Source organism: Bacteroides stercorirosoris (genome assembly GCF_900142015.1).
GTDB lineage: Bacteria > Bacteroidota > Bacteroidia > Bacteroidales > Bacteroidaceae > Bacteroides > Bacteroides stercorirosoris.
The window spans coordinates 22,681-39,662 of sequence record NZ_FQZN01000042.1 but is presented as its reverse complement, the minus strand read 5'-3'; the positions used below and the strand labels follow the sequence as shown (position 1 = coordinate 39,662).

Sequence of the window (16,982 nt, the reverse complement as noted above, 5' to 3'; positions counted from 1 at the left end):
GCTAAATGGAATGAGCCCGGTACAATACCGAGCTCATTATGAAGAGAATTTATAAAGTTATAATTTAACGTCCAACTTTCGGGGGGCACTTCAAAGTGAAGTGACACAACCTCATACATATAATGAATTTCCAATTTCTTAATTACCATCCGGCTTCTCAATTTCCGTAAACGGACAATCGTTCCACTTAAAGCTTTCACGGGCATCCGGTTGGGCGGGGTTATATCCTTCATAATCTGTCCGTAGGAACCTTACAAAGGGTAGTTCCGCTTTCTTCATTCCTTCAATTACACATTTGGCTATCTGGTAAGCACCATACGGGTTAAAATGGGTGTTATCTGCCAAAGGTTTATTCTGCCCCGGATAAGTATTGGCAGGATAGTGCACGAAAGCATGTTTGGATTCGTCCACTCCCATTGCTTCATATAAAGTGCGGGTCATAGCATGCAAATCCACCAAAGGGATATTCTCTTTTTCTGCCAGCCAACGCACTGCATCGGGGAAGTCAAGATGGGTGTCTTTTATCTTACCATTTTCATCGAAACTGCGACGCTGGGTAGGTGTTACCAATACCGGCTGTACACCACGGGCACGGGCCTCATCTACAAACGTTTTCAGACTTGTCATAAAGGAGTAGAAAGCACCTTTACCGGGACCTTTCTGTTTCTGGTCGTTATGACCAAACTCCATAAAGATATAATCTCCCGGTTTCATCTGCGTCAGCGCTTTCTTCAATCGTCCGGCACCTATGAAGGTATTGGCTGATTCACCGGATTCGGCATAATTGGCAAAGCAAACGCTGTCGGTGAAGAAGCGAGTAACCATTTGTCCCCAACTTGCCCAGGGTTCGTTGTCCTGATCCACTACGGTGGAGTTGCCGCATAAGAAAATAGTAGGAACGTTTTCCACGCGGTCGATGATTAACTCAGTCAATTGAGGAGCATCTCCGTTGAATTCCAAAGTCAGTTTACCATCCCAGTTCAGTTTGCTGCGTTCACGGGGCTTGATGCGTACATCTTCTTTCTCCGAGATATGTATATCGCGTTTGTTAATCGTAAAGGAACAGGAAGATAATTCTCCCTTCTTTGTCTTTACATTCTCGAAGAAGAGGCGGCGGGACTCTCCACGCAGAGTGGTCTCTCCTGCACTGCGTTTACTACCGATAACGGCTGTAACGTGATAGTTACCATCGGGCACGGCAACCGAGAAGAAGAAAGGAGCTTTACTCTTGCCATCGGGAGAAGCTGACAAATCATACCCATATCCTTTCGCTTCGTCATAACGGTCAGTGGGTGTTACTTTGACGTATCCGTCTTTTACTTTCTTACCAGGTGTGAAGTCGAATTTATAGCTTTGTGCGCTCGCACTCAAAGCAACCGACAATCCTAAAATCATTAATATTGCAATTTGTCTCATATAATTTTGTATTAGTTATTTTCGTTTTACTGATAATAATTTAGCGCATAGCACTAAATTACGCAAAGAAAAAGAAAAGGAACGACTTCACAGCCCCTCCTTCCTCCTAATTGATTCATCCGATCAATTATACTATAATCTATGAAATCTGTTACTAATCAATTCAATTTATAAACTTCCGCTCCTGCCAACAGGAAACAACCTACGCCGTAATCCTCGAAATCAGGTACTTTATCATAGGTCACCGGCTGGCCGTCTTTCGGTTCTTTTCCTGTTCCCTGCACATAACCCAGGCAACCATTCGGATGAACAGCATCCTGAACCATTGCATTCCAGGCTTTCAGCAATACCGGCAGATATTCTTTCTTGTCCAGTAGCCCCTTGCGCACGCCCCAGGCCATACCATAAACAAACAGCGCCGTGCCGCTTGTCTCTTTTCCGCCGAAGTTCGTTTCATCATGCAGGCTCACATTCCAGAAGCCATCTTTGCGTTGGCATTTCTTCAAAGCCTTGCTCATTACAAAGAAGTCGTTGATGTAATCCGCACGATGCAGTTCGTCTGCCGGAATTTCTTCCAGAACGCGAACCAATGCAGCGTATGCCCAACCGTTACCACGGCTCCAATAACAATCCTCTCCATTCGGTTCCTTGTAAGGAGGCACAAAGTCGGCGTCTCTCCACCACAATCCGTCTTTCGGATTGAAGAGTCCGTTCTTGCCATGCACGTTGCGGGAATAGCTGTACATTTCCCACATCTTATCATTATATTTCTGCTCTCCTGTCAACTTACCCAGCTTGGCATAGATGGGCATTGCCATTTGTATGGCATCCACCCAAGTCCAGTCATTCACCTGCGGGGTGTTGACTACCATATCGATGCTGGCCCTGATTTTCCTGATCTTCTCCGGACAGGAAGACATGTTATACAAATCTATGTAAACCTGTCCGCAACACTGGTCGTCTGCATTACGGGTGGTGTTTCCGTTGCGCATTCCCCATTTGTGGTAGTCGGCCCATTGATAGGTGTAATCGTAATATTCTTCACGGGGAAAGATGGAGTACAACGCCATCAATCCCTCATAATACACGCCACGTGTCCAGATGTTACTGGGACGTATGATGCCATTGTAAGACGGAGTACGATAGTCCGCATACTTCTTCATAAAGTAATCATTCACTTTTACCAGATTCTTGAGCGTCTCTTTCTTGTCGGGTAGCTCTTGTGCAACAGCACTCCCGCATATGAGGCTCATAAAGAGGAAAACTCCTAATAGTTTCTTTTTCATGGTGTGGTTATAAATTTATTAATTCTTATATTCTTTGCCGTTCACTGTCATATTCCGATATACCAACCCGTCGGCATCATCCGTCACCAGCAAAGGCCGGCCGTCCGCCTGTTTGTAATGGAAATGTATGTCGTTCAAAGTCACGCCATGGGCATGACGGATATAAAAGCCCTTTGCCGGAATAGTACCAAACATCCACGGCTCCGGATAAGTCTTTTCATTCTCGGGCGGGATGCGCCGGCCGTCCTCCGCACTATACCCTCCCTGATGGTAAATATGGATATTGCTGAATGTCACATCTTCAATCAATGCTCCCGGCACGCCGCTGATTATGGACGAATAGCGGGAATCAGCATTAAACACATTGACGTTGCTGATAAGAATGCGTTTCATTGACCCCACCGGAGTACCTTCGGGGCTGCGCATACGCTTACCGAGGCGCAGGAAGAAAGGAGCATTCACAATATCCCGCATCGTAATGTTACTGATGACAATATCTTCCAGTTGTCCTCCATCCACCGTTTCAAGGGCAAGACCACGACAACGCTCAAATATGCAATTTGTAATGGCGATATTCTTGAAACCGCCACTGGATTCTGTGCCGAGCTTGATGCGTCCCGTCACATAGCCGTGGTCGGGAGCCTGAGGCTCATCACGTTGCCAGGTGGCATCCAGCATAGTGCCACGGTCGTAGCCGCTGACGTAACAGTCGGAAATAGTCACATTCTCCGTATCCCTGAAACTGCCGAGGGCATAAGAGGCTTTCAATACGATGGCATCATCCCAGGGAGAATTAACACTGCACCCGGTGATACGCACGTTCTTGCAACAATCTATATCAAACCCGTCACGGTTGGTATCCACTTTCAGGTTGATGATGCTCAGATTATCCACTCCCGTAGCCAACAGGGCGAAGTGCCCGCAACGCAACATCGAGAAGTCTTTCAGAGTGATATTCTTACAAAGTTTCAGGCTGATGGCCTTATTCCCCACTCCCGGCAGGCGGCTCTCTTCACGGGTCAGTCCGCGACCGTAAATAAGTCCCGGTCCGCTGATGGTTACATCTTCCAGGCTGATTCCCCAGATGAGAGAGTTCTTCCAATGGCTGTGGCCGAAGTCCTGATAACGGTTATGCTCATTGGGTTCCGCCTCATCATATCCCCCGTCGGGAGTGGGTGAAGCGGCTATGATGCGCGCACCTTGTTCCAAATATAAATGAACGTGACTGGCAAGACGGATAGAGTAACAGGCATATTCACCCGCAGGAACATACACCGTTCCGCCGCCTCCGGCAGAAGCCGCAGAAATAGCACGGTTGATGGCGGGCGAGTCGATGGTCACCCCGTCAGCCCGGGCACCATAATCTTTCACATTATGGATGGCTGCCTGCATCACAAGCATCCAGCAACAGACCGATATGAATACAACTAAACGTTTCATCTCTTACTCTCCTTTTCAAATAGGTGCGGCAACATGAAGTAATTATAATCCGCCCCGGCATTCTGTTTATAGAAACAGAAGTAGCATTTCTCCTTCGTATTCCAGGAATAAAGGGAGGAAATGACAGGAGCATCCGTTTTCTTTCCGGAGTGATACAACTCGAGTGGCGACGTTTGCCGACGGGCATCCGACAAGCGGAGTTCCGAACCGACGGGCGCTATCCCCTGCGTGACGCGCAGAGCCATGCTTGCGCCATAGTACACCGTAAAAGCATTTTCTTCATCGCTGAATACATTGTCCCGGCAGGCTTCGGGAGAGATTGCAGCGCCTTGTCCTGAGAGGGCTTCGTCTTCGTTGCAAGCCCCAAAGGCCCAGCACAAAGACAGATTTTCTGGTAAACGGGAGCCGGAAACCTCCACTAACAACCCTTTAGTATCTGTGAGAGGGCATATCATTAACCTAATTTTACCTATTCCTAACAATGCATCCTTTATTATGTATGTCCGGTCTCCCGTTTTTTCCAGTTCACATTCGTCCAGCCAGCGGCTCTTGTCGCCTGCCACTATGCCCAGGCGGAAAGTGCCCGCCCCTTTGGATAAACGGAAAGGAAGCACCTGCGCTTTCATCTCTGCCAGCACAAGAAGCAACAATAATATGATAGTAAGATTTCTCTTCATAGTATTCATTATGTTCCGTTTATTAATTATGCTGCGAAAATAGGCCTTTTCACTATCCCAACGAATGGAAACATGTACATTTACATGGAAATTCATCTAAAAAGGCTCTATATTGCATAGATTTGTACTATTTTCCATAGGCTGTTTTCGCCCCGTCCCGTACCTTTGCCTATATATAAACCTATCAAGTAAAATACCCATGAAGAAACAGATTTTCATCTTACTCTGCGCCTGTCTGACAACCGGAATGCTCTTTGCACAACCTGCATGGTTCAACGACAAAGACCTCACCCTGACCGGTGCTTACTACTATCCCGAACACTGGGACGAGAGCCAGTGGGAACGCGATTTCAAACAAATGCACGAACTGGGCTTCGAGTTCACACACTTTGCCGAGTTTGCCTGGGCACAACTGGAACCGGAAGAGGGAAAGTATGACTTTGCCTGGCTTGACAAAGCGGTTGCCCTTGCTGATAAGTATCAACTGAAAGTTATCATGTGTACTTCCACCGCCACCCCACCCGTCTGGTTGAGCCGCAAGTATCCGGAAATCCTGATTAAGCAGGAAGACGGAACCGTCCTCGACCACGGCGCACGCCAACATGCCTCGTTTGCTTCTCCCGTTTACCGTGAACTGTCTTATAAGATGATAGAGAAGCTGGCGCAGCATTATGGCAACGACCCGCGCATCATCGGTTGGCAGCTCGACAACGAACCTGCCGTGCAGTTTGATTATAATCCTGCTGCCGAAGTGGCTTTCCGCCAGTTCCTGAGAAATAAGTACCACAACAATATTAAGGAAGTGAACGATGCCTGGGGCACCGCCTTCTGGAGCGAGGTTTACTCGTCTTTCGATGAGATTACCCTTCCCAAAACCGCCCAGATGTTCATGAACCATCACCAGATTCTGGATTATCGCCGCTTTGCCGCCGGGCAGACGAATGACTTCCTGAACGAGCAATGCCTGCTCATCAAGAAGCATGCCCGCAACCAATGGGTGACCACAAACTACATCCCCAATTATGATGAAGGACATATCGGCGGAAGCCCCGACCTTGACTTTGTGAGCTATACCCGCTACATGGTCTATGGCGACAACGAAGGCATCGGCCGTCGCGGATACCGTGTGGGCAATCCGTTGCGCATCGCCTTCGCTAACGACTTCTTCCGTCCCGTGCAAGGCACCTACGGAGTAATGGAACTCCAGCCGGGACAAGTGAACTGGGGAAGCATCAACCCGCAACCCCTGCCCGGAGCCGTACGCTTATGGCTGTGGAGTGTTTTTGCCGGTGGAAGCGACTTTACATGCACCTACCGCTACCGCCAGCCGCTCTACGGAACAGAGCAATACCACTACGGCATTGTAAACACAGACGGTACCACCGTCGCCCCCGGCGGACGGGAGTTTGAACAGTTCATCAAGGAAATCAAACAATTGCGCCCCCAGGCAAAAGCCCGTGAGGTGAAGCCTGCCGATTACCAGGCACGTCGCACCGCCATCCTCTTCAACCACGAGAATGCATGGAGCATCGAGCGGCAGAAACAGAACCGCACCTGGAACACAATGGCCCACGTCGAAAAGTATTATCGCACCCTGAAAAGCTTCGGCGCCCCGGTGGACATCATCAACGAAAGCAAAGACTTGTCGCAATACCCCGTAGTGATTGCCCCTGCCTATCAGATGGCGGACAAAGCACTCGTGGACCGCTGGACTGAATACGTGAAGCAAGGCGGAAACCTTGTACTCACCTGCCGCACCGCACAAAAAGACCGTTACGGCCGTCTGCCCGAAGCTCCCTTCGGCTCCATGATTGACGAACTGACAGGCAATGAGATGGAATTCTACGACCTCCTCCTCCCCGAAGAACCGGGAAAGTACGTCATGGACGGTAAGGAATACACCTGGAACACTTGGGGTGAAATACTGAAACCGGGCAAAGATGGCCGTACATGGGGCAAGTATATCGAAGAGTTCTACGAAGGAAAACCTGCAATCAGCACCCGAAAACTCGGCAAAGGCAGCATCACGTATGTGGGCATCGACAGCACGGACGGCACTCTGGAAAAGGATGTATTGAAAAAGCTGTATGCCGAACTGAATATCCCCGTCATGGACTTGCCCTATGGCGTGACAATGGAGTATCGCAACGGATTGGGCATCGTGCTTAATTACAGTGACAAGCCTTACTCGTTTACGCTTCCGGCAGGGGCGAAAGCTCTGATAGGGACAACAGATATTCCTACGGCAGGGGTATTGGTATTCTCAATAGAGAGGTAATCCAGTACCAACATTGTCCCTATTAGTTTGCCAATAGTTTGCCACCAGCTTGGCAAAGTTTTGCCAAGCTGGTGGCAAAAACACTACAATATAAAGAGTATAATTATCTTATACTCCGCTGAATGCACTGAAACCACCATCAATCGGCAGTAACGCTCCCGTCACGAAGCTGGCGGCATCGCTGCACAGGAATTGTACGGCACCGTTCAACTCGTTGATGTCACCGAAACGTTTCATCGGGGTCTTAGCCAGTACTTTCTTGCTGCGGTCCGTCAGTGAGCCATCGGGGTTGATGAGGACTGCACGGTTCTGGTCGCCGATGAAGAAGCCTGGAGCGATGGCATTCACGCGGATGCCGTCTCCATACTTCAATGCAAGTTCGCTTGCCAGCCACTGAGTGAAGTTGGCAACGGCCGTCTTTGCTGCCGAATAGCCCGGCACACGGGTGATGGCGCTGTAAGCTGCCATAGAAGATACATTCACAATGCATCCTTTGCCTTGTTTAGCCATCACTTTGCTGAATACCAGAGACGGGTAAACGGTTCCGTTCATATTCAGACTGGTCACTTTATCCCAGCACGCGATGTCCATATCGAAGAAGTTCTGGTCGGGCGCAAGGGTAGCACCCGGCATGTTGCCGCCGGCAATATTCAACAGGATGTCAACACGTCCCCATTTAGCAACGATATCGTCGGCCAGCTTTTCGAGGCTGGCAATATCCAATACATTACCTACAATGCCGATAACATCTTCACCGTAAGTTTTCAGTTCTTCTACGCGCTTGTCCAGTTGTTCCTGACGAATATCGACCGCTACAACTTTAGCACCTTGTTCCATAAAACACTTGGCAATGCTGCCACCCAATACACCACCGGCACCGGTGATTACCGCCACCTTGCCTGCAATACTGAATTGTTCGTTCATCATAACTTTTAATTATTAATTATCAACTATTAATTACTGCCATCATTCCCTCTACCTGTGCCAATGCCAGCATGCGGCCGTGGAATGAGTATCCGGGATTGTATCCTTTATCTTCATCACCCAGCATCATCCGGCCATGATCTACGCGCATGGGCAGTCCCGGATTCTCTTTCTCAAAGATGCGGATAAGGTCAATCAAATGTCCGCGTCCTTCCAGGTGGGAACTTTCGATGAAGTTGCCGCCCGGCATGGCAGCCGTACTGCGCAGATGCACGAAATGAGTGCGCTTTGCAAACTTCTTCGCCAACTCACGGGTATCGTTATGCTCGCCTGCGCTGAGTGAACCTGCGCAGAAAGTCAGTCCGTTGTGCGGGTTATCCACTGCATTCAGGAACCAGGCGATGTCTTCTTCATTCGTCACAATGCGGGGCAAGCCTAACACCTGAAACGGTGGGTCATCGGGATGCACACACATATTCACACCATACTCTTCGCATACGGGCATGATGGCAGAAAGGAAATAGCGCATGTTTTCACGAAGTGCGTCACGGTCAATGCCTTCGTACAGAGCCAGCAGTTTCTTGAAGATATTCACCGGATTCTTATCCCCTTCCTTAATATTACCGTTTACGAAACCTTGTGTCTTCACGATAATCGTGTCGATGAGGTCGTCTTTCTCCGCTTCGGTGATTGTTTTGTCCAGTTCCGCCACTTTCGCCAGTTCTTCGGGGGAATAGTCTTTCTCAGCTCCTTCACGGCAGAGGATGCGGAGGTCGAAGTAAGCAAAACGGACACGGTCGAAATAGAGGGATGAGGTGCCGTCAGCCCAAGGATGTTGCAAGTCCGTACGTATCCAGTCGATAACGGGCATGAAGTTATAGCAGATAGTCTTCACGCCACATTTGCCCAGGTTTGCCAGACTGACTTTATAGTTTTCTATCAATTGGTCACGCTCCGGTCCCGCATATTTGATTGCCTCGCAAACCGGCAAACTCTCCACCACAGACCAGCGCAAGCCATAGGATTCAATGTATTTCTTCAAATCATTAATAGCTTCCTCTGTCCAGATTTCACCATTCGGCACATCGTGCAAAGCGGTTACAATACCTTCTACGCCTATCTGCCTCAGCATATCCAGCGTAATCTTGTCCTTCTTACCAAACCATCTCCAAGTCTTTTCCATTTTCGTTCTTTATTTATTCATGTGAATCAGGAGTTAGAGAAGTTAGAGGAGTAGAGGAGTTAAAGCCGATAGTCTGCTTTATGCTTTAGTCTGCTTATGCTTGGCAACACTATCGGCTTAACTCCTAAGCCTGCTTGCAGGCTGATAACTTCTATAACTCCTTTAACTCCTGATTTGATTATTCTTTTGCAAAAGTAGCGAATTGATTCACGGACTATTTTTCCTATATTTGCAAAGAATAACTCTAAATTTGCCACTTATGAAGTCAGCCACCCGAAGAATGATAAACGAGCAACTCCCTATTTCAGAGTCGTCGCCCATCAAAGCCCGTTTCTATGACTATGCTCACTTTACATACCCGTGGCATTTCCATGCCGAATATGAAATCATCTACTTTAAAGAAGGTACGGGAACCAGTTTCATCGGAAACAACATGGAAAACTTTAAAGATGGGGACTTCATTCTGATTGGTTCCAACCTCCCCCACTACATGAAGAGCGACGACGTCTATCATGCCGCCGACAGCAGCCTCCGGACCAAAGGCACCATCATACAATTTGAACAGGACTTTATGCAGTATTCCATACGGCACTACATCCAATTCACCAAAATAAAAAAGCTATTGGATGATTCACAGAGAGGCATATACTTTCCTGCCGGATGTTCCGGTAAGGCACTTGAGTTGCTGGAAAGTATTCCTTTGGAGTCCGGCATGGATCAGATTCTATCTATCCTACAACTATTTAAAGAAATGTCTGATATAAGTTCCAAAGTCATTCTCCCTCCGTCGGAGCAGATGGACCAGATACGCGGCAACTCCCGGATAGACAAAATACTGGCCTACCTGAACCAACACTATACGCGCCATATGGATTTAAATGAAATCTCCTGTCTGGCTGCTATGTCTCCTGCCTCCTTCTGCCGTTTCTTCAAGAGCAAAACTGGTAAAACTCTGAAAAACTACATACTGGATATGCGCATCGGATATGCCTGCAAACTACTCTCTTTAGACAATATGAATATCTCCCAAATCAGCACCGAATGTGGTTTCGATACAATATCCCATTTCAACAAATCCTTCAAGAAGAATACCGGTTTCACCCCGACCGAGTATAGAAGAAGAATGCTGGCTGATTAAGCAATGAATGCTTCACGCACCGTATTAAAACGGACGTATTCATCCAGGTTGTAACTGATTGAAGGATAAAAATCATGCAATTGTTCCAGAATGCATCCTCATTATATGCCATACGAAGTTTCGGAAGTTTTGCGGGCAGTATTCCGGCAAAGCCGACAAAACAATTTCTTGCATATCCGTTATTCCCGAAGTATAAAAGGCATAAGTACCGTCAGGTTGTGATTGTCCGTCAAAATCCGGATGTCCTTACCCACACAAGGCAACCGGGCATCCACAGAATCGGCAGACGCTCCTATCAACCTCCCGACTACGATATGTCCCTCATATTCGGCAATAAGATGATTATCAGAAGTATTATCTGCTTTTAATGAATAGCCGAAGGTTGGAAAAGCAGGCAACACACAGTCTTTCCTCACTACAGATAAAGAAAGCTCCTGCATATCGGTATACAGTGATCCATCATAGCAAACTGCCCCTTCCTGAAATTCATCCGTATCCCAATAAGGATGATTTATATAATAGTAAGGACTGTAGCTCACTTCTACTTTACTGGTATAAAGAGCTGCATAATCTCCCGCCGCTTTTTTGAATTCATCAGAAAGAGATTGCTGCGTATACACCGGAGAAAGGATACAGAATGTGCATAACAGAATAAGTAGATGCGCTTTTCTATTAAGATTAACGGAAAGTTCTTTAGTGTGTTATTAGTTGTACAAAGTAAGCTATATATATATGAATCTGATAACTATTAGGAGCATATATTTATTAAGCCTTTCGACCATTGAAAGAGAGGAAAAGCATTATTCCCAAATTTGTCGCCAATGTAAAGTCAGTGATATCAGTTAAAAACAACATATTTAAAAAGTTCGTTTGTTCTCTTGCCATTACTTTTCTAATGCAGCAGCTTCTCCTTTACTGTCCATATACCTTCAAAAAAAGGAGGTTCACCTTGAAGTTTGCCTTCTCCTATTTTACACAGTCGTGCGCTCACCATATTGTTAATCTGTATTATATAGGTATTTCCCTGTTTTGCATAATGGCACGTCAGAATTAATGGTCCCGGTGCGACAAATCTGCATAAAGTGTCGTTTAAGAAATCTATATAATCTATTTCGGGATTACCATCCACCAGTTCATAGCGTATGACTTTTTGCTGTTTGCATCCTGTTACCAGCACGAATAGTATAAAGAAGCATATAAACAAATTGAATATCTTCATAATAAATAGGAAATTATAGTGTGAAAATAAAGGAGTACCTGAATTCAGTACTCCTTTACTAATTTATTGAATGCAATAATCTATTCCATTAATAGCCCGGATTCTGCATTGCAGCTTTCTCTTCATCACTCAAATTAGTACCGTCTTCATGTTGAAGTTGGTCTAAGAATGTTTGTGGAATAGGGCGAAGCAGATGTTTGTCTGCTATATTCGTCGCAGCTTCAGGATTAAACAGTTTGGCACGTTGAATGAGTGTTTTGGTACGGCTCAACTCTTCCCATCGGTTCCATTCACCTAAGCATTCACGGGTACGTTCATTCAATATGAAGTTAATCAAGCGGGCTTTGTCACCACTTACACCCATAGCCGAGAGGATTGCCTCATCTTCATCCGGTAATGCCGAATAGCTTGCGATTTGCAGGCTGGAAGCAACTGTGGTACGTTCTATACCTGTTGAAAGATAGTAAGTATTCTTTTGCAGGAAAGAAGCCTTAAATGCCTCCGTGTTATTGATTTTAGTTCCATTTGCATCTTTGCATTTACCTAAAGTGCTCAGCGCAGTTGAATTGTCCGTATCGCCGCCTGCACTTTTTAAGAAAGCCATGGAACCGTCTGTATAATATTCACGATTCTCACCGTCCTTCCACTCAGCACGTGAACGGAGTTGATTTATGGTAGAAATGGCATCCGGGAAATTACCTAAACGTACTTGGGCTTCAGCTTTAACCAGATAGGTCTCACCGGTACGTGCCATAATAACATCACGATGTGCGTCACCTTTCTCTGCTGTACGTGAACCATCATCAGTTTTGTTGATGCCGCAGAACACGTTAGACTGTGCAGGGTTTCCGCTTACACCATAAGTATTCAATACATATTGACCTCCTGCATATACAGGAAATACATTGGGTACCCATTTATTGGTTTCGGGATTTACAAAAGAATGGGCTATACCAGCGCGTCCTACTGTTCCATAGTCAGAATGAGTCGCATCTTTAAAACGGTTGTCATTTTTCTTGTTAAGAATAAAGATAATACCTTGGTCACCTAATGTAGGGACTTGATTGACTGTGACACCGTTTACCGTTACCACATCGTCTGTTTTTGATGCTATATTATTCAATCCGTAAACAGTTTTAAATGTCTTCCACATACGTGAGTCATTCACATTGTCGAAGATAGAGTAAGCGTACTCTGTAGGGCGGCAACGTTGAAAATCCATACCACCGATATATTGACCGCGTTGTGTCCAACCACCGGAAAAGTTAGAGAATTGCGGATTGAAGTAATTATAAGTGCGATTTCCAAAACGCCCTGTAGCGGAAGAGGTGTGTTGGCATGACATTAAAATTTCATTAGATTCTTCAGCCTTACAGTCTATACCTGTCCATTTAGCATAGAGGTTATTATAATCATTCTCCAACGGACATTTTGAGATGATCTCATCACATAGTGCAATGGCTTTATTCAAGTCTGCATCTGCCGGATAGCTTGAGTTCCAATCGCTGCAACGTTCTGACTGGCGATACAGCAATGCCTTTGCTAAGAAGTGGGCTGCTGTATATTTTGTCCAGGTACCTGTACCACGCCATCTATCTGTAGGCAGTCTGTCATAAGCATTCTGCAGGTCATCAATTACTTGGTTTAATGTTTCTTCTGCAGAAGCGCGATTAAAAGTTCTGATCACACCTTCAGTAACTTTGGTTTGCAGAATCACACCACCATATTGTGCAAAGAGGCGATAGTAGTTATATCCACGCAGGAAATAAGCTTCACCCAGACATTTTTCACGGATTTCCGCATCAGCAACATAATCGGCAGATGCAATAACTTGATTTGCAGAGGCAATGCCATAGTACATCTGATCCCAAAGAGCCGATACCCCCGGACAATTATCGTTGGCGGCGCCATTCGCTTTTGTACAATTCAATGGATTCAAACGGCTGTCATAAGTATTCCATGGTTCTGCGGTCAGGTCGGAACCATTTGTGAATTCGTCTGTGCCATACAGAGTAATACCATAAGCCCATTCATAACCGAAATGCCAACGGATATTGCCATACAGTGCTGTAGCCAAATCTTGAATGCCTTGAGAGGTCTTGAAATAGTCAGTTGTATAGGATGCCTTGTTTTCTTCATCCAGAAAACTGTCGCTACAAGAGCTAAAACCAGCCGTCATTGCAACGGATAGGATAGCTGTAAATAATGTATATCTTAATTTTTTCATTTTAAAAAGCTGTTTAATATGTTATTATCAAATTAGAAGCTAATCTGTAAACCGAAAGTAAAGCCCCTATTGTAATAAGTGGTACCTAAGTCCAAATCCATGAAATCTACTGAAGAATAGAGGTTACCTATATTCTTGGCCTGTGCATATAATTTTAGCGAACTGATTCCTATGTTCCTCAATACTTTGGAATCGAAGTTGTAGCCCAGAGAGATGTTACGGATCTTGATGAATGAGGCATCTTTAAAGCCCAGCAGACTTGAATAAGCATCACCACCAGCTGTACTGTAAATAGGCTTTTGATAATCGGCACCTGTATTGTCCGGAGTCCAGTAATCTATTTTACGTTGGTTATACATACCGTATTGACCTTCACCGCCCGTATCAACCATATAACCAAATCGTCCGTTCAGTTCAATACCGAGTTCAAAGCCTTTATAACTGAAAGTATTGCTCCAACCAAGTACCCATTTAGGATTTTTGTTGCCAAGAATGACACGGTCATCGCCATCAATAACATAGTTGCCATCTTGGTCAACCGGCTTAACCTTACCTGCTTCAAATTTATGTCCGTTAGCATTAAATTTAGCCATTTCTTCCGCATCACTTTCCTGCCACAGACCATCGCATGCTGTACCATAATAAACACTGATTGCCTCACCGATAAACCAGGCATTACCAATGTCATCCTGTTTGCCGTTGGCAAGTTCTACGATTTCATCTTTCTGATAGGCTGCGTTAATAGTAGAGTTCCATTCAAAGTCTTTGGTTTGTATGGGAACCAGATTCAAAGACAAGTCTACACCAAAGTTTTTTGTCTTACCTACATTGGCATAAGTAGAATTAAAGCCGGTCAATGTTGGAATAGTCATACTTAATAATAAATCATTGGTGCTAGAGTGGTAAACATCCATTGAACCGCCAATGCGTCCATTAAGGAAGCTGAAATCGATACCATAGTTATATTGAGTAGTCTTTTCCCAACCTAAATTTTTATTTGCCATTTTAACTTGAGAAGAAGTATAATACGGCTCATTAGTAGCATAAGCAGGAGTCAGAGTAGAGCCAAAAGGTACATAAAATGACTGAATGTTACCTAATGTAGAATATGCACCTACAGCAGAGTTACCTGTTGTTCCCAAACCAAAGCGGAGTTTTAGCTGGTTGATCCAAGAGATATCTTTCATAAAGTCTTCTTGGTCAATGCGCCAGCCCAAGGCAGCAGAAGGGAAGAAACTCCATTTATGTCCGTCTGCTAATACCGAAGAACCGTCATAACGTCCGGATACAGTCAATAAATAGCGGTCATTGTATGAGTAGTTTACACGTGCCATGTAAGATGCCAGCTGATTCTCAGATAAACCGGTCCCCATACCAGCACCATAAGTTGCGGCATCCGTAATGTCTACACTGCCCATATTATACCATTCAAAATTCTCGTTAGGAATGGCATTAGCACTTTCAGAGGCATTTTCTTTATTATATTTGGAAGCAGACTGCAAAAGAGTCACGCCTAAATTATGTTTGCCGAATGTCTTGTTATAGTTGATCTGATTATCCAGTGTCCATGACAAGTAACGATCTGTAGCATATTTAGCATAGTTTTTTGAACCCATTTTAACAGCAGAATCCTTGCTGATAAAAATGCCCTGACGATAATGGCGGAAATCAGGACCGAAAGAAATCTTGTAACTTAATCCTTCTAAAGGTTTCCATATTTTTCCAAAATCAAATTGTCCGTAAAAACTTCCTAATGCACGGAAAGTCTGACGATTATCAGTGGACTTATTCCATTCGTCAATTACAGTATAAACATTGGTTGTGGAACCGCAAGGATTCATAATGATATTACCTGCTTCATCATAAGGAACACCGAAACGTGGAATAGCTTTTGCAGCACTATATATATCGGTAGGACCAGAGTTTGAAGACTGCCCTGTACGAGAATAGCCATAGTCTTGAACAGCCCATGATCCGTTGATGGAACCACCCATTTTAAACCAAGGCTTTACTTGCAAGTCAACAGACATAGAAAAATTGTAACGTTCATATTCCTGTCCTTTTTGAGTTCCTTGATTGTTCAGATACCCGACAGAAAAGAAAGCTTGTGCATTTTCATTGCCACCACTACCGCTAATGGTATGTTCATGTGTAATACCTGTTTGGGTCACTATATCTGCCCAATCAGTATCAATAACTTTACTTCCATCCCAAACACCGTTGTTCCAACCTTTATTTACATTTGCCAAGGCTGCAGGGTCACCTGATGCTGCGAAATAAATTTGATCTTTATCGTAGTTGGGTTGATCACCGCGAGGATTGTTTGCCGGATCTGAGTTATAATAAGCCCAACGACGCCAAGTAATATAATCGCTTGCGCTCATGGCCGGTGATTTGTCTTTTAGGGTTTCCGATGTGACAGAACCTGAATAGTTTAAAGTTAGTTTGCCTGCTTTACCACGTTTGGTTGTTACTAATATGACACCATTTGCACCACGAGAACCGTAAATGGCGGTAGAAGAGGCGTCTTTTAAAATGTCAATAGATTCGATGTCACGTGGATTGATTGTTTCAATCCCTCCTGCGCTCAAAGGAACACCATCTACTACATACAGAGGAGATGATGATGCGCTAATGGAGCGATTACCACGAATACGGACTGAACCGATGGTACCCGGACGTTCACTTGAGGTAATATCTACACCTGCTGCCTTACCTTGCAAAGCCTCAAAAGCATTGTTTACAGGCCTCGTGTTTAACTCTTCAGACCCAACACGAGCCATAGCACCGGTCACATCGCTCTTCTTTTGTACACCATAACCAACTACCACAACTTCATCCAGCATTGCATTATCTTCCTGCAACATCACTTGAATGCTTGTTTTTCCTGCAACAGGAATCACCTGCTCCTTATATCCTATAAAAGAAACAGAAATCGTACCTTTATCTGGTACATTAGTAAGGGTAAATTTACCGTCTAAGTCAGTAATCACGCCATTAGTAGTACCTTTAACAATAACATTGGCACCAATAACCGGTTCTCCGGTCTGATCAATCACAGTACCCGATACTGTTTTACTTTGCGCGTAAGCTCCTATAGAAATTACTGCGAACAAAGCAATGAAGAATAACCGCTGAATTTTGTCCAAGCAGCCTAACAGACTTAAATTTTTGCTGTTTTTCATACTTTAATT

General features: G+C 45.1%; 12 protein-coding genes. 2 read left to right on the top strand and 10 right to left on the bottom strand.

Annotated elements, in window-relative coordinates; translation table 11 throughout:
- Nucleotides 1-138 precede the first annotated feature (138 nt).
- From BUC01_RS21850 to BUC01_RS21835, 4 genes are all read right to left on the bottom strand, one after another.
- The gene (locus BUC01_RS21850) at nucleotides 139-1,416 is read right to left on the bottom strand and encodes a rhamnogalacturonan acetylesterase (RefSeq protein ID WP_025835460.1); all 1,278 of its coding nucleotides are present in this window, start codon (nucleotides 1,414-1,416) and stop codon (nucleotides 139-141) included.
- A gap of 158 nt (nucleotides 1,417-1,574) precedes the next feature.
- The gene (locus tag BUC01_RS21845) at nucleotides 1,575-2,702 is read right to left on the bottom strand and encodes a glycoside hydrolase family 88/105 protein (RefSeq protein WP_025835458.1); all 1,128 of its coding nucleotides are present in this window, start codon (nucleotides 2,700-2,702) and stop codon (nucleotides 1,575-1,577) included.
- Between the two features lie 18 nt (nucleotides 2,703-2,720).
- Nucleotides 2,721-4,142, bottom strand: a complete 1,422-nt coding sequence (locus tag BUC01_RS21840) for a rhamnogalacturonidase (RefSeq protein WP_025835457.1) — start codon at nucleotides 4,140-4,142, stop codon at nucleotides 2,721-2,723.
- Nucleotides 4,139-4,819: a DUF4450 domain-containing protein gene (locus BUC01_RS21835; RefSeq protein ID WP_025835456.1), complete on the bottom strand. Its 681-nt coding sequence runs from the start codon at nucleotides 4,817-4,819 to the stop codon at nucleotides 4,139-4,141. The genes BUC01_RS21840 and BUC01_RS21835 overlap by 4 nt, the downstream gene beginning before the upstream one ends.
- A gap of 199 nt (nucleotides 4,820-5,018) precedes the next feature.
- On the opposite strand from BUC01_RS21835, the gene BUC01_RS21830 reads away from it, so the two are divergent.
- Nucleotides 5,019-7,097: a beta-galactosidase gene (locus tag BUC01_RS21830; RefSeq protein WP_073314892.1), complete on the top strand. Its 2,079-nt coding sequence runs from the start codon at nucleotides 5,019-5,021 to the stop codon at nucleotides 7,095-7,097.
- A gap of 108 nt (nucleotides 7,098-7,205) precedes the next feature.
- Here BUC01_RS21830 and BUC01_RS21825 read toward each other — a convergent pair whose 3' ends face one another.
- Nucleotides 7,206-8,021 carry an SDR family oxidoreductase gene (locus BUC01_RS21825; protein WP_025835454.1) on the bottom strand — a complete coding sequence of 272 codons (816 nt, stop codon included), beginning with the start codon at nucleotides 8,019-8,021 and terminating at the stop codon, nucleotides 7,206-7,208.
- 22 nt (nucleotides 8,022-8,043) lie between these two features.
- Nucleotides 8,044-9,204, bottom strand: a complete 1,161-nt coding sequence (gene uxuA, locus BUC01_RS21820; protein ID WP_025835452.1) for a mannonate dehydratase — start codon at nucleotides 9,202-9,204, stop codon at nucleotides 8,044-8,046.
- 259 nt (nucleotides 9,205-9,463) lie between these two features.
- Between uxuA and BUC01_RS21815 the strand changes: the two genes are divergently transcribed.
- Nucleotides 9,464-10,342 carry an AraC family transcriptional regulator gene (locus tag BUC01_RS21815; protein ID WP_025835451.1) on the top strand — a complete coding sequence of 293 codons (879 nt, stop codon included), beginning with the start codon at nucleotides 9,464-9,466 and terminating at the stop codon, nucleotides 10,340-10,342.
- Between the two features lie 179 nt (nucleotides 10,343-10,521).
- Here the strand turns inward: BUC01_RS21815 and BUC01_RS25975 are convergent, their stop codons facing one another.
- The 4 genes from BUC01_RS25975 to BUC01_RS21795 form a co-directional block, all read right to left on the bottom strand.
- Nucleotides 10,522-10,962, bottom strand: a complete 441-nt coding sequence (locus BUC01_RS25975) for a hypothetical protein (protein ID WP_025835449.1) — start codon at nucleotides 10,960-10,962, stop codon at nucleotides 10,522-10,524.
- A gap of 272 nt (nucleotides 10,963-11,234) precedes the next feature.
- On the bottom strand, nucleotides 11,235-11,561 hold the full coding sequence (locus tag BUC01_RS21805; protein WP_025835447.1) for a hypothetical protein: 327 nt from the start codon (nucleotides 11,559-11,561) through the stop codon (nucleotides 11,235-11,237).
- 88 nt (nucleotides 11,562-11,649) lie between these two features.
- The gene (locus tag BUC01_RS21800) at nucleotides 11,650-13,788 is read right to left on the bottom strand and encodes a RagB/SusD family nutrient uptake outer membrane protein (RefSeq protein ID WP_025835445.1); all 2,139 of its coding nucleotides are present in this window, start codon (nucleotides 13,786-13,788) and stop codon (nucleotides 11,650-11,652) included.
- Nucleotides 13,789-13,820: 32 nt separating this feature from the next.
- Nucleotides 13,821-16,973 carry a SusC/RagA family TonB-linked outer membrane protein gene (locus tag BUC01_RS21795; protein ID WP_073314890.1) on the bottom strand — a complete coding sequence of 1,051 codons (3,153 nt, stop codon included), beginning with the start codon at nucleotides 16,971-16,973 and terminating at the stop codon, nucleotides 13,821-13,823.
- Nucleotides 16,974-16,982: the final 9 nt, after the last annotated feature.

What these genes read in the sequence shown, in the direction of transcription:
- BUC01_RS21850 (WP_025835460.1), bottom strand. Translation starts at nt 1,416, where the DNA reads ATGAGACAAATTGCAATATTAATGATTTTAGGATTGTCGGTTGCTTTG.
- BUC01_RS21845 (WP_025835458.1), bottom strand. Translation starts at nt 2,702, where the DNA reads ATGAAAAAGAAACTATTAGGAGTTTTCCTCTTTATGAGCCTCATATGC.
- BUC01_RS21840 (WP_025835457.1), bottom strand. Translation starts at nt 4,142, where the DNA reads ATGAAACGTTTAGTTGTATTCATATCGGTCTGTTGCTGGATGCTTGTG.
- BUC01_RS21835 (WP_025835456.1), bottom strand. Translation starts at nt 4,819, where the DNA reads ATGAAGAGAAATCTTACTATCATATTATTGTTGCTTCTTGTGCTGGCA.
- BUC01_RS21830 (WP_073314892.1), top strand. Translation starts at nt 5,019, where the DNA reads ATGAAGAAACAGATTTTCATCTTACTCTGCGCCTGTCTGACAACCGGA.
- BUC01_RS21825 (WP_025835454.1), bottom strand. Translation starts at nt 8,021, where the DNA reads ATGAACGAACAATTCAGTATTGCAGGCAAGGTGGCGGTAATCACCGGT.
- uxuA (WP_025835452.1), bottom strand. Translation starts at nt 9,204, where the DNA reads ATGGAAAAGACTTGGAGATGGTTTGGTAAGAAGGACAAGATTACGCTG.
- BUC01_RS21815 (WP_025835451.1), top strand. Translation starts at nt 9,464, where the DNA reads ATGAAGTCAGCCACCCGAAGAATGATAAACGAGCAACTCCCTATTTCA.
- BUC01_RS21805 (WP_025835447.1), bottom strand. Translation starts at nt 11,561, where the DNA reads ATGAAGATATTCAATTTGTTTATATGCTTCTTTATACTATTCGTGCTG.
- BUC01_RS21800 (WP_025835445.1), bottom strand. Translation starts at nt 13,788, where the DNA reads ATGAAAAAATTAAGATATACATTATTTACAGCTATCCTATCCGTTGCA.
- BUC01_RS21795 (WP_073314890.1), bottom strand. Translation starts at nt 16,973, where the DNA reads ATGAAAAACAGCAAAAATTTAAGTCTGTTAGGCTGCTTGGACAAAATT.